The 16,051-nt window shown below is 63.9% G+C and carries 16 protein-coding genes; 2 read left to right on the forward strand and 14 right to left on the reverse strand.

The features are described 5' to 3' along the window. Positions 1–6: 6 nt before the first annotated feature. The 11 genes from pufM to GC125_RS04055 all read right to left on the reverse strand — a co-directional run bounded on the left by pufM (position 7) and on the right by GC125_RS04055 (position 9,925). Positions 7–981, reverse strand: a complete 975-nt coding sequence (pufM, locus tag GC125_RS04005) for a photosynthetic reaction center subunit M (protein WP_151984147.1) — start codon at positions 979–981, stop codon at positions 7–9. A 12-nt stretch (positions 982–993) separates the two neighbouring features. Continuing rightward, positions 994–1,818 carry a photosynthetic reaction center subunit L gene (pufL, locus tag GC125_RS04010; RefSeq protein ID WP_151984148.1) on the reverse strand — a complete coding sequence of 275 codons (825 nt, stop codon included), beginning with the start codon at positions 1,816–1,818 and terminating at the stop codon, positions 994–996. A gap of 130 nt (positions 1,819–1,948) precedes the next feature. Further along, a complete protein-coding gene (pufA, locus tag GC125_RS04015) occupies positions 1,949–2,152 on the reverse strand; it encodes a light-harvesting antenna LH1, alpha subunit (RefSeq protein WP_151984149.1) in 204 nt (67 codons plus the stop codon). 12 nt (positions 2,153–2,164) lie between these two features. Beyond that, positions 2,165–2,389, reverse strand: a complete 225-nt coding sequence (gene pufB, locus GC125_RS04020; RefSeq protein WP_151984150.1) for a light-harvesting antenna LH1, beta subunit — start codon at positions 2,387–2,389, stop codon at positions 2,165–2,167. A 141-nt stretch (positions 2,390–2,530) separates the two neighbouring features. Then, positions 2,531–2,767: a hypothetical protein gene (locus GC125_RS04025; protein ID WP_151984151.1), complete on the reverse strand. Its 237-nt coding sequence runs from the start codon at positions 2,765–2,767 to the stop codon at positions 2,531–2,533. A gap of 34 nt (positions 2,768–2,801) precedes the next feature. Beyond that, on the reverse strand, positions 2,802–4,277 hold the full coding sequence (gene bchZ, locus GC125_RS04030; RefSeq protein ID WP_151984152.1) for a chlorophyllide a reductase subunit Z: 1,476 nt from the start codon (positions 4,275–4,277) through the stop codon (positions 2,802–2,804). Then, entirely contained in the window at positions 4,277–5,818 is a 1,542-nt protein-coding gene (gene bchY, locus GC125_RS04035; RefSeq protein ID WP_151984153.1) for a chlorophyllide a reductase subunit Y, read from the reverse strand. The genes bchZ and bchY overlap by 1 nt, the downstream gene beginning before the upstream one ends. An 8-nt stretch (positions 5,819–5,826) precedes the next feature. Beyond that, positions 5,827–6,807: a chlorophyllide a reductase iron protein subunit X gene (locus tag GC125_RS04040; RefSeq protein ID WP_151987533.1), complete on the reverse strand. Its 981-nt coding sequence runs from the start codon at positions 6,805–6,807 to the stop codon at positions 5,827–5,829. 44 nt (positions 6,808–6,851) lie between these two features. Further along, complete coding sequence (gene bchC, locus GC125_RS04045) at positions 6,852–7,787, reverse strand: chlorophyll synthesis pathway protein BchC (RefSeq protein ID WP_151984154.1); 936 nt, start codon at positions 7,785–7,787, stop codon at positions 6,852–6,854. A 109-nt stretch (positions 7,788–7,896) separates the two neighbouring features. Next, positions 7,897–9,033: a methyltransferase gene (locus GC125_RS04050; RefSeq protein WP_151984155.1), complete on the reverse strand. Its 1,137-nt coding sequence runs from the start codon at positions 9,031–9,033 to the stop codon at positions 7,897–7,899. 1 nt (position 9,034) lies between these two features. Further along, complete coding sequence (locus GC125_RS04055) at positions 9,035–9,925, reverse strand: polyprenyl synthetase family protein (protein ID WP_151984156.1); 891 nt, start codon at positions 9,923–9,925, stop codon at positions 9,035–9,037. Between the two features lie 71 nt (positions 9,926–9,996). Here GC125_RS04055 and GC125_RS04060 point away from each other — a divergent pair, with 71 nt between their 5' ends. Both GC125_RS04060 and GC125_RS04065 read left to right on the forward strand, forming a co-directional pair. Beyond that, the gene (locus GC125_RS04060) at positions 9,997–11,559 is read left to right on the forward strand and encodes a phytoene desaturase family protein (protein ID WP_199864433.1); all 1,563 of its coding nucleotides are present in this window, start codon (positions 9,997–9,999) and stop codon (positions 11,557–11,559) included. A 5-nt stretch (positions 11,560–11,564) separates the two neighbouring features. Beyond that, on the forward strand, positions 11,565–12,404 hold the full coding sequence (locus tag GC125_RS04065) for a carotenoid 1,2-hydratase family protein (protein ID WP_502706083.1): 840 nt from the start codon (positions 11,565–11,567) through the stop codon (positions 12,402–12,404). A 134-nt stretch (positions 12,405–12,538) separates the two neighbouring features. Here GC125_RS04065 and GC125_RS04070 read toward each other — a convergent pair whose 3' ends face one another. Genes GC125_RS04070 through bchO form a run of 3 tightly spaced genes read right to left on the reverse strand, consistent with a single transcriptional unit; the run spans position 12,539 to position 16,049 of the window. After that, a complete protein-coding gene (locus GC125_RS04070) occupies positions 12,539–13,609 on the reverse strand; it encodes a phytoene/squalene synthase family protein (protein WP_151984159.1) in 1,071 nt (356 codons plus the stop codon). Continuing rightward, positions 13,587–15,110 (reverse strand): phytoene desaturase family protein, encoded by a 1,524-nt coding sequence (crtI, locus tag GC125_RS04075; protein WP_151984160.1) that lies wholly within the window; start codon positions 15,108–15,110, stop codon positions 13,587–13,589. Before crtI ends, GC125_RS04070 begins: the two co-directional genes overlap by 23 nt. Continuing rightward, entirely contained in the window at positions 15,111–16,049 is a 939-nt protein-coding gene (bchO, locus tag GC125_RS04080) for an alpha/beta fold hydrolase BchO (protein ID WP_151984161.1), read from the reverse strand. It abuts the gene before it with no gap. Positions 16,050–16,051: the final 2 nt, after the last annotated feature.

A 16,051-nucleotide genomic window follows, 5' to 3' on the forward strand; every position in this document is an offset into this window, starting at 1 on the left:
GCCCTCCTACTCGATGGCGAGCGCTGCTGCCGGATCCGGCAGCGGTGCCCATATTTCGGGATACATCGGCGCGACGCCATGCTTGACGGCCCAGAGGTACCAGTTGTCGACGACGGTGCCTGTGAGCAGGATACCTATGCCGCCGGTCAGCGTGACAAGGACTGCGAACCACCATGCCCAGCGGTGAACAGATTCCATTGTTGCATTGAATCCCATCGTCCAGCGCCACACGAGTGCAGCGCGTTCGGATGCAGTGCCGCGATCGGTGATCTGCTCGATCTCGCGTTCGCCGCCGACACGAGACACCGCGAGAATGGTGGCTGCGTGCATCGCGAAGAGAACAGCCGACCCATAGAGGAAGGCGATCGAGAGCATGTGGAAGGGGTTATAGAAGAGGTTGCCGTATCTCAGGGAAAAGGCGGCGGTCCAGTCCAGGTGCGGGAAGATGCCGAAGGGAACAGCTTCCGACCAGCTGCCCATCAGGAGCGGGCGGATGAAGCCCAGCACCAGATAAAGGAAGATAGCGGAGGCGAAGGCCCAGGCGACATGGGTGCCCATGCCGAGAGCGCGTGCTCTCGTATAAACGCGCACCCACCACAGAAGGATGGAGGTGGTGAGGAAGAAGCCGGCCATCAGCCACCATCCCCCTTCCGACATCGGGGGGATCGTCAGGCCGTATTCCGGCCGTGGGGGCTCCAGCGCGAGCCAGGGCAGCTGCCGCACGAACTGGATCGGGTCCCAGTTGACCGAAGCCCACATGTTGAGACCGATGATCTCGAAGGCGATGATGCCGCACATGAGCGAGACGATGCCGGTCCAGCCGAGATAGATGGGGCCGACCTGGGCGTTGCCGATCTTGCCGAGCCAGTAGGAAAAGCCTGCCTGAGGCTCACGTCCCCAGGCGCCCGTGCGCATCGGAACGCCCATGTCTGGCTCGGATCTGACCTGAACGCGCGTGAAGATGTTTTGATATTCGAACATGGTATCGCCTCCTCACGACCAGATCGGCAGGTTGAGCCACCAGGTCCACCATTCCGGCCAACCACGTGACCAGAAGGGACCGGAGATGATGATGCAGACCGCGCTCCAGAAAGCGGCGGAAACGGACAGGAACAGGCCAAGCCGGTGAATGCCGAGCGTGCCGATCGAATAGCCGATCGTGTCACGGAAGAAGGTGTCTTCGTATTCGGGAGACTTCACCTCTTCGCCCTTCGGCGGATTGGTCGCCGACAGGATCAGGCCGCCGTGCATGGAAAGCGCAAGCGCGTTCGTGAAGAAGAACGTGATCGCGATCATGTGGGCCGGATTGTAGTGGAAGTGCAGGTACTGGTAGCCGACATTCGACACCCAATCGAGGTGGCTCATGATGCCGTAGGGGAAACCGTGACCCCAGGCGCCGAGCAGAACCGGGCGGATGACGACGAGCGAGATGTAGGCGAAGATCGCGAAAGAGAATGCAAAGGGGATGTGAAGCCCCATGCCCAACTTGCGGGCGATTTCGGCCTGGCGAAGCGCCCAGGAACAGAACGCGCCGATGGCGCAGATCGTGATGATCTGCCAGAGCCCACCTTCCTTGAGAGGCGCGAGGCCCAGTCCATAGGAGAGGTCGGGCGGGGCGATCGAGATCTGCCACAGGTTCCAGGTCGGGCCGATCGCTGCGCCATAGAGGATCAGCGCCGTGCCGAGAAATGAGAAGAAGATGGTGGTGACACCGAAGAAGCCGACATAGAACGGGCCGACCCAGAAATCGAAGAGGTCGCCGCCGAGAAGCGTGCCGCCACGCACGCGATATTTCCGTTCGAAACTGAGCATTGCCATGGCGCCATCTCCCTTCCCAGAAGGACCCGTTTCCGCTCTCCAGACGAGGCGGACTTCGCAGCCGATTTGTGCGGATGGACGCGGGCGTGGCGGACTGGCCGCCGGCGCCCGCACCGGTCTTGAACCGGCACTATCCGAGTTGGTGCTCGAATGGTGCAGGAACGATCTGTTCGATCGATGCGGCGGCGGGGGCGGCTTGCGGCGCGCCTTCCAGCCAGTTGAACCGTTCCGTGCTGAGCAGGATGAAATGGATCAACAGAGCAAGTGCGAACAGGAACGTAAAAAGCGCGACGAGTGCACGACGCGGATCGAAAAGCAGCCAGATTCTCCACATGGTCTTCTCTCCTCAGCCGACGAGTGTCTGAAGGACGCTGAGCGCCGGCTGAACGCCGTCGTTGAGCGAGACGTAACCCTCTGGTCCCGGCAGCCACGGCCGCCACATCCACACGAGGATGTGAGCGATAACCGCAACGATGACGAAGCCAATAAAGCTACTCATGAAGACGGAGTGGAATTCCCTGGCCTCTGCTTCGGAAAGCCCCGACAGCGCGCCGTCGATTCTCTCAGCCATGGTCTACCTCCTAGGTTTTGGCCTTTCGGCCATGGTCCCCAACGGCACGGGATCGTGCCGGCAGAGTCTGCTTTGCCGTCTCGGCCCGGAGGCGTCCTCGGCGTTTTCCTTTGCGGCGAACCGCAAGGGATCTGTTGCCGTTCAGCGGTAGGCGAACGGTATGCAGCTGCTTGCGGCAACCCGAACCTCGGTGAGGATCGATCGTTGACCGCTCAAAGCGGGAACTGAGGCGCGCAACCGGCGCGGCGCCAGGCGAAGGCCGATGGCGACGATCAGGAAAAAGGCGAAGACACCGAAATAGGTGAGCCGGTATTCCCGATACTCCGCGCGTCGTTCGCGACGGTCGTGTCCCGGTCTGGCGATATCGATGACAGCCATGTGCAGTCCCTCCTGCGGCAGAGCCGCCCCGGCATTACGCCGGCTCCAATTCTCCGTTCAGCACCGAGCGCATGCGCCCGATGCCGACTTCGTCTTCGCCCGCATTGCGAGCCTGCCGTTCCGCAGCATCGCGCAGCCGTTTGGCGGCGGAGATGCGGGTGAGTACGGGGTGGGCTTCGATCGCCTCGTCCAGCAGCGCGCGTGCCGCCTCGTTCCAGCCAAGCGCGCGCTCGGGTCGCGCCGGCGTGGCCTCGACACGGTCGAGATCGGTGCCGAGCGGTAGGATGTGGAAGAGCGCATCGAAGAGTGCGTTGCAGACTTCCTGGACGAGATAGGTCGCCCCGGCGTAGCCCATGAACGGCGTTCCCGTGTGCCGCCTGATGATAGCGCCCGGAAACGAGGCTGCAATGAACGCAGGCCGCGGTCCGTGCATGGCGCCAAGTTCTGCGGCATACATGCGCTCGTTGAACGACCCGAAAAGCACCAAGGGCGGAGTTGCCTTGATCGCCGCGCGCACGGCGTCGTTGTCGGTCTTCGCTCCGGCGATGCGCGCGATCGCGAAGTTGCATGGCAGGCCCATGTCCTCTTCGAGAAAATGCCGGATGCCGCGCGTATATGTTTCACCCGCCACGATGCCGAAGCTCGCCGTGGCATAGAAATCCTGGGTGACCGACCGCCAGAGATCCCAGATCGGCTTGATGGTCGTGTGCTTTTCGGCGGCGATGAACGGTTCCGGATCGAGACCGGTGAGCTCGCCGAGCTTGCGTAGGAAAAGTGTGGTCGAGTGAAGACCGATCGGTGCCTGCAGATAGGGGCGATCGAGGTCTTCGCAGAGCTTGCGCCCGAATTCGCGATACATGCAGACATTGACGTCGGCATCGATAAGGCGCGGCACCTCGGCCAGGTCCGAGCCGAGCGGGAAAATGAGATTGAGCTCCGCGCCGATGCCTTCGACGAGGCGACGGATTTCCGCGACATCGGATGGCATGTTGAACATGCCGTAGGCCGGGCCGATGATGTTGACCCGCGGCTTGCCTCCGCGCTTCTCGGCGGCTGCTTTCGCCTTCTCCAGCGCCTTTGCCTTGTTCTTCGGGCCGAAGATCTTCCAAAGCCAGGCCAGCGCGCGGTCGGCGCTCTGCCACTGATCTTCATCGATCGTGCGTGGCAGAAAGCGCTGAATGTTCATGCCTTCCGGCGTCACGCCGCCGCCGATCATCTCGGCGATCGAGCCGGTCACGACCACGGAAGGAACAGCGGGATCGAGCGTCGAATGGGCGCGCTTCATGGCCTGCTCGGTACCGATCTGGCCGAGTTCCTCTTCGCCGAGGCCGGTGACGACGATCGGCAGTTCATGCGGCGGCAAAGCGTCGGTGTAATGCAGGACAGAGGTGACCGGCAGGTTTTCGCAACCGACGGGCCCGTCGATGATCACCTGCAGGCCCTTGAGCGCCGTGAAGACGTAAACGGCGCCCCAATACCCGCCGGCACGATCGTGATCGAGGACCAGCATCAGACGGGTCCTCCGACTTGCGGCCAGACGCCGGACGTCGCACCGGTGCCAACCCCTTCGAAGAAGTCCGTCATGCGATCGAAGCGCGCCTTGCCGGCAACGGCCGCGTTGATGACGGTTGCCAGCGAACCGGCGCCTGCGATCCCCATCAGCGGACGGGCGGATATGAGGTTGGTAAAATAGAGCGCCGGGACCGAGCGCTGCTTCACATGCTGCACGACCGGTGTGGTGCCTATCGCGAGATCCGGCGAGAATTCCTCGAAGGCGGCGATGTCGTCTTCCAGCGACGCACGGAACTTCACCATGACGCCGTGGGCCTCGAGCCAAGCTGCATCTTCCTGCGACCAGCGCGTCTTCGGGCATGCGGTGCCGACATAGCGGAGGTCCGCGCCGGATTCCTTCAGCAGCCGGCCGACCAGCAGTTCGGAGCCTTCGTAGCCCGACAGCGTTATGCGGGCGTTTATCGGCGCTGCCTTCAATGCGGCAGCGATCGGGTTCAGCACCAAGCCCTTGGCGGCATCGATGATGGCGGGCGCGACGCCCGCTGCCTTGCCGACAGCGTCGAGCCAGGCTGCTGTGCCCGACAATCCGACGGGGGCCGAACCGATGACGGGACGGCCGGCAGCCTCGAACTCGCGAACGCTCGCGGTGTAAAACGGATGGATCGCCGCTGCGACCGCGCAGTCGAGGGCGCTATAGAGTTCGCGCCATTCGCGTGTCGGAACGACAGGTCCGGCGGCAAGGCCGAGCGGTTCGATGAGGCGGGAGATGCTGACCGGGTCGGCCGGGAACATTTCGCCGATCAGCGCGACGGTCGGCTTGTCGGTGACGGCAGTGCTCGGCGCTGCAACGGGGCCCTGTTCAGCTTCGCGGCGGGCATAGGCGAGCATGGCGCCGGCCAGCACGTCCTTGGCTTCCGCATGGGTCGGCACACCAAAGCCCGGCACGTCGATGCCGATGATGCGCACGCCGTTTATTTCCTTGGGCAATGCGCGGAGCGGCACTCCCGATGCTGTCGGCACGCAGAGATTGGTGACGACGATCGTGTCGTAGAGTTCCGGATCCGCCAGCTTGTGGACGGCGTCGCGGATGTCCTCGTAGAGCTTGCCGGTCACGAGCGTTTCGGAATTGAACGGGACGTAGCCGACCGAGCGCTTGGCGCCGTAGAAATGGGACGTGAAGGTCAGGCCGTAGACACAGCAGGCAGATCCCGAGAGCACCGTTGCCGTGCGACGCATACGCAGCCCGACGCGCAGAGAGCCGAAGGCCGGGCACATGGATTGCGGCTGGTCGTGCGGGCCGGTCGGGTAATCCGATTTCAGCTGGTCGAGCATCGCGCTCTTGCCGTTGGCACGCGCGGCCTTGTCCATCTCGGCCTTGCCGCCATGGCAGGAACCTTTGGCCGAAACCGGCCGATCATTGACGACGGAATCGAATACCGGCGAGCCGCTATCGTCACCGCGTCCGGCATTCGCGGCGTCGTTGTCGCGCTCTCCCGAGAGCGGCAATCTTTGATCCAGTTGGCTCGGGCGGTCATCCATGATCGCGCTCAAACCACGTCGTAGACGACTTCGAGGGACTGCTTCTCGACCACGATGCCGCCACGCATGTCGGCCTGTGTCGCGGGATCGAGCACCACATGCGCACCGACGTCGCTGCCCTTGAAGAGCGCGAGCAGCCCGTCATGCTCCAGCGGGTTGGGGCGCACCGGTTGGGCTTCCGCCACGTTCAAGGCTAGCGTTTCAAACAGCGAGCCCCAGCGGCCGCCGGGCAGGCCGATGATCTCGTAATTGGCGCTCTTGCGACGAATGTCCTCGTCGGCAGGGATGGCAGCGAGGATCGGAATGCCGACCGATTCCGCAAATGCGGCCGCTTCGCCCGTCCCGTCGTCCTTGTTGATCACCATGCCCGCGACACCGACATTGCCGCCGAGCTTGCGGAAGTAATCGACCGCCGAGCAGACATTGTTTGCGACGTAGAGCGATTGCAGGTCGTTGGAGCCGACGACGATGACCTTCTGGCACATGTCGCGGGCGATCGGCAGGCCGAAGCCGCCGCAGACCACGTCGCCCAGGAAGTCGAGCAGCACATAGTCGAAGCCCCATTCATGGAAGCCCAGTTTCTCGAGCAGTTCGAAGCCGTGGATGATGCCGCGTCCGCCGCAGCCGCGACCGACTTCCGGCCCGCCGAGCTCCATGGCGAACACGCCGCCTTTCTTGAAGCAGACGTCGCCGATCTCGACTTCTTCGCCGGCCGCCTTCTTCTTGGAGGATGTCTCGATGATCGTGGGGCAGGCGCGCCCACCGAACAGAAGCGATGTCGTGTCGCTCTTCGGGTCGCAACCGATCAGCAGCACACGTTTGCCCTGCTGCGCCATCATGTGGGAGAGATTGGCGAGCGTGAACGACTTGCCGATGCCGCCCTTGCCGTAGATCGCGATGATCTGCGTGGTCTTCTTCGCTTCACCTGTTTCCGGCGTTGCAATTGGCTCGGAGGCTTCCGCGCGCAATGCGGCGTGGAGCTCGTCCATCGCGCCGGATTTCGGTTCGCTCGCGCCGATCTTCACGTGAGAATTCATTGGATGTCTCTCCAGTCGAGGATCATTTTGAGGCAGTTGCGATCGAAAAATGCGGTCTGGTAGGCGCTGTCGGCGTCTTCCGGATGGCTGCGATGGGTGATCAGGCCGTCAAGCGGAAGGCGACCCTCTTCGACCAGCGTGCTGACGGCTGCGAGATCCTCGGGACGCCATTCGGCGGCAATGCGGATCGCGCATTCCTTGATGAAGGCAGGGGCAAAGGCGAAGCCGACCCGCTGATCGTAAAACCCGGCGAGCACGACCGTGCCGCCGCGCGCCAGATGGCGGATCGCCGGATCGAGGATGGCGCTGTCGCCGCTTGCATCGCAGATGCAACCATAGTCGCGCCGCTCGTCTTCGGCCGGATCGACGACCGTGTAGCCTTGCGCACCGGTTCGGCGCTCCGGGTCGGTTTCCCAGACGGTCGGCGCGGGGGCGCCACAGGCGATGGCAAGACGTGCGATGAGCCGGCCGAGAACGCCATGGCCGATGATGAGATCGGGCATCTGGTTGGGGCAGGTCTGCAGCGCATGGTAGGCGGTCGCGGCAAGCGCCATGAGCACGGACTGCGCATTGCGCGGCGCGATCGTCGTCCTGTTGCCGGGCGTGATGATGCGCGAGGAGGCGCCGCCGAAGAGACCGCGCATGTCGCGGTAGCAGGAAGCGCCCGGAACGAAGACGAAGTCACCCGGCTTTCGGCCGGATGTCGGACCGGCTTCCACCACTTCGCCGACCGTTTCGTAACCGGGAACCAACGGATAACCCATGCCCGGGAAGGGCGGCATCGTACCGCTCCAGAAAAGCTTCTCGGTGCCGGTGGAGACGCCGCTGTAGTGCACGGCCACGACCACGTCGTCGTCGTCCCGGCTCTTGAGCGCGAGATCAATCAGCGACAGACGTTTGGGCTCGTGAAGGACTACGGCATGCGCATTCATGACCTGCTCCTGGCGGCCGTGGCAGACAACACTCCCAACGACCAAGTGTCAGCATATATTGACACATTAGTTTGTCAAATCTTTTGTACATATTGTGACAATGAGATTTCTAGCGGATCGCCAGAATGCTGCGAGAAAGCAGCGGTTGACGCGCAGGCAGCGCGCGGATCGTTTCGAAGCCGGCTGCCCGCAACATCGCCTGGATTTCCTCCGCGGAGCGGGGTCGTCCCTGTCCCATCGCGAGCAGATAAAAGCCGAAATAGGCATCGGCCATGGCGCTCGTGCCGTCCGTTTCCGACATGGGCTCGCTCAGCAGAAGCCGGCTGCCCGCGCTCATGGACCGGTGGAGATTGGCGAGCAATCGCTGTGCGTCGCCATCGTCGTGGTCATGCAGAACGCGGTTCAACGTCACGAGGTCGGCGTCGAGCGGAAGAGCGTCGGAAAATGCACTGCCTCCATGCACCTCTATGCGATGGCCGAAAGGATGCTCGTGCAAACGCCGGCGGGCGATGGTGGCAACTGCGGGAAGGTCGAGAAGAACCAGCCTGGCCTTTCTGGCTCGTGCGGCGACGGCAAGAAGGAAGCTGCCGTCGCCGCCGCCGACGTCCAGGACCACTTGATGGTTGCGGACAGGATAGGCCGAGAGGATCTCCGCGGAGATGAAGGATTGCGAGGCGGCCATCAGGTCGCTGTAGCGTCCGGCCGCAGCGTCCCCGTCACCTTCCGCATCGCGATAGTTCCAGAACCGCCGAAGTTCCGTGTCGGATTTCGGGGTGCGCAAGAGCGCCAGCGGATCGGCCAAATCGCGGTAGAGCAGGCTGTGGTGGCGGATCATGGCCACGACGCCGGGATTGTCGACCAGCGCCGCACCGAGTGTGCCCAAGGCATAGCGGCGGTCGGGCTGCTGGTGGGCGAGGTCCAGAGATGCGAGCGCCCGCATCAATGTGTGCGCAGACGCCGTCGACATTTCGCCGGTTTCCGCAATGTCTGCCGTGGATTGGGGACGGCGCGCCATCTGATCGAAAAGATCGAGCTCGACGGCCGCCGATAGGGCCTGGCTATAGACGAAGCCGGCGGTCAGATCGAAGAGGCGGGACGCGTTGCGGCGCGCGATCGGCCGGGTCAGCGGAAAGCGCGCGGCAAAATCTCGAAACTCCCTGCGCGCTACCTGGCGGCTGCGAAATGCATGGAACGCCGACAGCAAGCGGCGCAGCGGCGAGCCCGCGGAATAGGGTTGGTCCACCATGTCATGCGGGCAGGAGCGCGCTGGATGCCGGAAGAAACCGCGCGGATTCGCGCTGGATCTGGCGGCGCAGCGCGTCCCTTCCCGGACAATCCGGAACGGCTTCGATCGTTTCGTCGATGAGCGAGGTGAGGCGGCGGACCGCGCCCTTCAGCCCCAGTGCCTTGACTGCGTTCGGGCGACCCAAAGCGTCATCCTTGCCGATGGGCTTGCCGATTTCCTCGCGCGTTGAGCACACGTCGCGGATGTCGTCGGCGACCTGAAACGCTTCGCCCAGCCGGTATCCGAGCCCGGCCCATGGTTCGTGTGGCTGCCCTGCCGCTGCAGCGCCGGCCATCGCGGCACCGGCAAAAAGCGAGCCGGTCTTGGCCTGCTGGTAGAGCACGAGGTCTATCTCGGGCTCGCTTTCCCAGGCCTGCCCGGCAACGATGCCGCCCGGCATGCCTGTCGCGCGGGCGAGGATCAGCGTGAGCTGCAAAGCCCGCTCAGCGCTCACACCACCGGCCATCGCCAGTGTCTGAAAGCCGAGAATGATCAGGCCGTCGCCCGCGAGAAGCGCGAGTGGTTCGCCAAATGCCAGGTGGACGGAGGCTTTTCCACGCCGAAGGTCGGCGTCGTCGAAGCAGGGCATGTCGTCATGCACCAGCGATGCGCAATGGAGAAGCTCGATGGCAGCTGCTGCGGCATTGGCGACTGCGGGGCGATCGTCGCCGCAGGCACCAGCCACCGACAACGTCAGGCGTGGCCTGATCCGTGCTCCACCGGGGAAGACCGCATGGTGATAGGCCGCCGCCAGCAAGGGTGGCGCGTGGCCTGTGCAGGCGCGCGCCAGCACCTCGGCCAAAGCCTCTTCGATTCTGATGCCGGGATCCTGTCCGGGGTCGATCGCTCGCATGCTTCCCTCCACCGGTGTAAAGTGTCATGATCATCTTGCATGTAAATTCAGATTTACACAAGGACGCTTGGTTGACATCAGCTTCGGACCTTTTGGACGCCGAGATCGCCGTCATCGGCGCGGGTATAGGCGGCTTGAGTGCGGCCTTGACCCTGGCTGGTTCGGGCGCGCGCGTCATCGTAGTGGAAGCGCAGTTGCATGTGGGTGGAAAGCTGAGAAGCCTGGATGTCTCCGGAGCTGCCATCGACTCCGGCCCGACCGTGCTGACGATGCTGGATGTGTTCGAAGGTCTGTTCGATCAGGCCGGATTGAACATGTCCGACTATGTGACGGTCCGGCCATCGCACTGCCTCGCGCGGCATTTCTGGCCGGACGGAACGCAGCTCGACCTTTTCGCCGACCTCCAAGACAGTGCTGCCGCCATCGCTGACTTTGCGGGCGCTCGCGAGGCGCGCGGCTACCTCGATTTCAGCCGCCGGGCCGAAGATGCGTATCTCGCGCTGAAGGACAGCTTCATGGCTGCGCCAGCACCCAGTGCCGCCTCGCTGACATTGAGCGGCGGCATCGGTGCGATGTTCAAGATCGCACCATTCCGATCGCTCGACGCAGTGATCGGCGATCATTTCAGAGACAGGCGCCTGAAGCAGCTTTTCGGACGCTATGCGACCTATTGCGGTGGCTCGCCCTATCAGGCGCCGGGCCCGTTGATGACCATCGCGCATGTGGAGCGCGCCGGTGTCTACCTCGTCGAAGGCGGCATGGTGCAGCTCGCCGAAGGGCTTGCACAAGCATGCCGGGATCGCGGCGTCCGATTCCTCATGGGCAACAGGGTCGAGCAGATCGAGCTCGATCCCGCGATCGGCTTCCAACTGCATCTCGATGACGGCCGCGCGGTTAACGCCCGAGCCGTCATTCACAATGGCGATCCGTCGATGCTCTCGATCGCTGGCCGCGGTAATACCACAGTTCCTGCCGTGTGCCCCCCGCATGAACGATCCCTGTCCGCCGTGACGCTCTCCCTCACCGGGATCGCGGAAGGCGTCGATCTCGTTCGCCACAACGTCTTCTTTTCGAGTGACGCTCGCCGCGAGTTCTCCACGCTGTTCGAGCGGCGCGAGGTGCCGGACGAGCCGACGCTTTATGTGTGCGCGCAGGACCGGGACGACGCTGGCCTGCCCACGCCCGGGCAACCCGAGCGCCTTTTTGTCCTCGCCAACGCGCCTGCGGATGGCGACGATCATGTCTCTGATGATAGGGAGCGCCAGCAATGGCAAGCCAGGATGTTGAAGCGCTTGGCGGAGATGGGGCTGACGCTGCGCGAGGTGACGTGCGCGGTGACGATGCCATCGGATTTCGAAGCGCTGTTTCCGGGATCGGGCGGAGCGCTCTACGGCGCGGCGCCGAACGGAGCCATGTCGTCCTTTCGACGCCCAAAGGTGCGGACGGCGGTGCCCTTTCTCTACCAAGCAGGCGGGGCGATCCACCCCGGGCCGGGCCTGCCGATGGTGGCGCTATCGGGAATCAATGCAGCGCGGGCGGCAAAGATGGACCTCGGTTCGACGTCCATGTCGGCGCGAACGGCTATTGCTGGTGGTACCTCGACGCCACGAGCGATGACGGGCAGCATGCGCTGACCGTCATCGTCTTCGTCGGCAGCGTCTTCTCGCCCTATTATCGTTTTGCTCGAAGGAGCGGTGCGGCCAATCCGGAAAACCATGTCGCGTTCAACGTTGCGCTCTATAGCAAAGGCGCAAACCGATGGGCGATGACGGAGCGGAGCGCCTCTTCCCTCAAGCGCGACGAGACCAGTTTTTCGATCGGCGCGAGCTGCGTCGAACGAACGCCATCGGGACTTCAGTTTCGTATCGACGAGCGCTGCATGCCCGTGCCGCGGACGCTGAAGGGCTCGATCAAGGTCACGTTCGAAGAGGTGTCGCCCCGTGCATTCGCGCTCGATCGTCTCGGCAAACACAGCTGGCGGCCGCTTGCGCCACGAATGCGGGTCGATCTCGCATTCGACAAGCCGGATCTGCATTGGAGCGGTGACGGCTATCTCGACATGAATTACGGCTCGGAGCCTCTGGAAGCAGCGTTCTCGACATGGTCATGGTCGCGGATGCACCTCAGCGATCGAACGCGGCTGCTCTACGACGTGACGGAAAGCGATGGACGATCCCATTGCGTGGCGGTCGATGTCGTCGACGGCGAGATCGTGCCTTATGTCCCGCCGGGTCCGGAAGGCATCGTGGGCCTTCCCAAGGGACTATGGCGCATGGATCGGTGGACGCGCAGCGACCCCGGGGTGAAGCCTGCGCTGGTCAGGGCGCTCGAAGATGCGCCGTTCTATACGCGCTCGCTGATCGATGCGTCCATCGGCGGACGGCGCGGCTTGATGGTGCACGAAAGCGTGGATCTTCGGCGCTTCGTCTCACCGGTCGTTCAGGCCATGCTCCCCTTCCGGATGCCGCGGCTCCGTTGATTGTTTCTTTGCGGCCTCGGCCCGTTCGCGGTCGTAGCGGCGCAAATTGCGCAATTCCCGAAAACCGAAGAAGAGCGCAAGGCCGAGAACCAGCGTCAGTTCCGCAAAGATGATCCAGCCCGGCGACATCCCGGCTACCCTTCCAGCTGCGCGGCGCCGTCCGGTTCTCGACGAGCCTTGAAGGCGCCCAGCAGTTGCAGCATGCGCACCACCCGGGCGTCATACCGCCACCAGGGCGGCAGCGTCTCCAGGCGCGGGGAGCGTGCTTCGGCTTCGACGGCATCGATGAGGAACCGGGTCGCCGGGAGCGATGGTTGGTTCAGTCCGTCCGGCGATGGCAGTGGCATCGCGGCCGCCTTCAGGGCGAGCGAAATCTTGCGACGTTTCGAGATGATGGCGCGCTCATGGACCGGATCGACGCCGGCGCGAATTTCGTCGCCGATCGCGTGATAGAGAAGGCGCGAAGCCTGGATGCCGCGGCGGCAATTGGCCGGTAGCTCGGCGATGCCCGGCAGCGCGCGATCATAGAGAAACTCCGCCCGGTCGAGCAGCCGCAACGTCATCCGGCGTACCGTTTCCGATTGGGCGCCATCGGGCTTTGTTGCCGCGATTTTCGACAGGCCCTCACGGCGCAGCCATTCCTCCGGCACGTAGTTTCGGCCGGCACGTGCGTCCTCGCCGATGTCGCGGGCGATGTTTGTCAGTTGCATCGCCACGCCAAGGTCGGCTGCGCGGGCGAGCACGAATGGATCGCGCCTTGCCATGACCAGCGTCATCATCACGCCGACTGTGCCGGCGACCCGAGCAGCGTAGTCCTCGAGATCGCCAAGCGTGTCGTAGGTCCGGCCGTATGCGTCCCATGCAAGGCCTTCGAGAAGCGCTGCGGGGACGGCTTGCGGGATGGCGAAGCGGGCCACGGTCTCGGCGAAACTGCGGTCGACGAAGTGGTTTGCGGGCCGCCCGCGATAGATGTTGTCGAGACGTGCAGTCAGCTCGGAAATCGCCTCGGGGCCACCATTCGCCTGATCGATCATGTCGTCGGCCATCCGGCAAAACGCGTAGATGGCATAGGCCGGTTCACGCACTTCCACGGGCAGCAAAAGCGAGGCGATGAAGAAGGATTGCGAGCCCTGGCGGATCGACTGCCGGCACTGGGCACAGTCGCGCGGCGTCAGTGGCGATCTAGCGTTTGAAGGCAACGGCATCGGGCACCATCCTGTCGAGCATGCGGGCAGAGGAAATGACGCCGGGCAGGCCGGCACCGGGATGCGTGCCGGCGCCCACGAGATAGAGGTTCTCGGCCGCATCGCTGCGATTGTGCGGCCGGAACCACGCGCTTTGCGTCAGGATGGGTTCCAGAGAGAAGCCTGAGCCGTAGGGCGAGAGATAGCGTTCGGCAAAATCATCGGGAACGGCGATCGCCTCCGTCACGATCTCGTCCCGCAGGCCCGGCAACAGCGTCGACGAGAGGCGTTCGATGATGGCGTCGCGGCGCCTGGCGGTCGCCTCAGTCCAATCGATGTCCGCGCCGAGATGGGGGACGGGCGTCAGGGCATAGAAGGCATCACATCCCGAAGGTGCAACGGTCGGATCGCTGGCACTTGGGCGATGCAGATAGAGGCTGAAATCCTCGGTCAGCGGACGGCGCTTGAAGATGTCGTTCAGCAGGCCTTCATAGCGCGGACCGAGCAGGATGGTGTGGTGGCCGACATCGTCGTAGCGCCGCCCGGTGCCGAAGTAGAAAACGACGAGCCCCATGGAATAGCGCGATTTGCGAAGCCGTTTCGCCTGGCGTTGGCCATTCGGCAAAAGTGGGCTCGTCACGGCGGGATCGGCATTTGAGATGACGATATCGGCATCGAGCCGCGTGCCGTCGGACAGCCGGACGCCGGAAACCTTGCCGTCGGTCAGCGTGATCGCTGCGACTTCGCTGCGCGTGACTGCGAGATTATCTTGTCCCCGGATGAGCTTCACCAGGCCATCGACGATCTGGCTGACGCCGCCTTGCGGGTAGTGAACGCCCCAGCGACGTTCCAGCGAGGGGATCAGACAGTAAATCGCCGGCGCGCTTAGCGGATTGCCGCCGATGAGCAGCGGGTGAAAGCTCAGCATGGTGCGCAGTTTGGGGTGCTTTACATGCGCCGAGACAAGGCCGAAGACCGACCTGTAGCCCTGCAGCCGCAAGAGGTCCGGCGCGATGCGCAGCATGTCCGTGACGGTCGAAAACGGCTGGTCGGCGAGTTGCTCGAAACCGAGCGCCATGATCTCGTCGCTGAGCTTCATGAAGCGGCGATAGCCCGGTAGGTCGGCCGGGTTTACGCGCCGCACCTCCGCCTCCATGGCAGCGATGTCTTCCGAGCAGGCGATGGTGTCGCCGTCGTTAAAGCGGAGTTTGTAGAACGGCTTCAGGCGAAGCATCTCGACGTCGTCCTGCATTCGCTTGCCGCAGAGGGTCCACAGTTCCTCGAAAAGATGCGGCGCCGTGACGATCGTCGGGCCGCGATCGAAGGTAAAACCGTCCTGATGGATCACACCGGCGCGACCGCCGAACTCGTCGAGCCGCTCAAGCACGGTCACGCGATAGCCGCGAGCGCCCATGCGGACGGCTGCGGCGAGGCCGCCGAAACCGCTGCCGATGACGATGGCGTGGGGTCGCTTGTCGTCAGCGGCGCGCAGCGGGCGTTGATTGTCCACGACGGTCAGCATTCATCGATCCTCGCTCGGTTCGGGCTCGCCCGTTCGCGTCGCGCCGGGCGCGATGGCGGCATCGCTTGCCAGAAGTCGCAGCAGGCGCGCCGCTTCGTTGGGCTGTTCTTCGTGGTAGAGATGGCCGCCCTCATTGAGGATGAGCGTTGTGATCGCCGGCGACAGGGCAGCCACCGACTGACTGTCGGCGAAGGGTACGGCCTTGTCGCCTCTTGTCGCGACCAGCATGGTCGTCGTCTTTAGCTTGCCAAGGTCCGTGTTGAGGCTTTCGAGATCCCAGTTGGCCATCATGCCGAGCGTTCCCGCCACATGGCCGGAATGGCGGAAAAGGGCGCGATAAAGCGCTACGCCTTCGGGTTCGATCGTCGAACCGGTGCCGGCGAGCAGCCTTCGGGTGGCATCCATGCTTTCCGCGCGCCACGCAAAAAGCTTGGGTGCTAAGGGATTGATGAACAGCAACCGCGCCAGCGGCCCGTAGATGCCGGAGCCGGCGATCGGGCGGATGGCGGCATTGAAGCCGACGATGAGCTTGCATTGCGGCAGGCGCCCATCGAGCGCCATGCGCAGGAGAATAGCCGCCCCGGCGGAGTGTCCGGCGGCGCAGACGATGGAGAGCTTGAGCTCTGCGATCAGCGCCGCCAGTGCGCGTGCCATGCCGGACAGCGTGAGATCGTGCTGGCTGGCGCCGCGCGTGAACCCGTGACCCGGCAGATCCGGTACGATCACGGTGAAATCGCGTGCGAGGTCGGGCAGCATCCGGCGAAAGCTGTGGCTTGCCGCGCCGGTGCCATGGATGAGCAGCAGCGCGGGGCCGCTCCCTGCGACCTGCACGTGCCAGGTGAGCGGGCCGGATCTCACAAAGCGGCTGTTTTCGCGGTTCGGCCAGTCTTTGCCGAGCACGTTCCAGTCCGGATAGCGGTGGGTGGAGAGCGCGTTCATGG

Source organism: Rhizobium sp. EC-SD404, from assembly GCF_902498825.1.
In the GTDB taxonomy this organism is placed as follows: domain Bacteria; phylum Pseudomonadota; class Alphaproteobacteria; order Rhizobiales; family Rhizobiaceae; genus Georhizobium.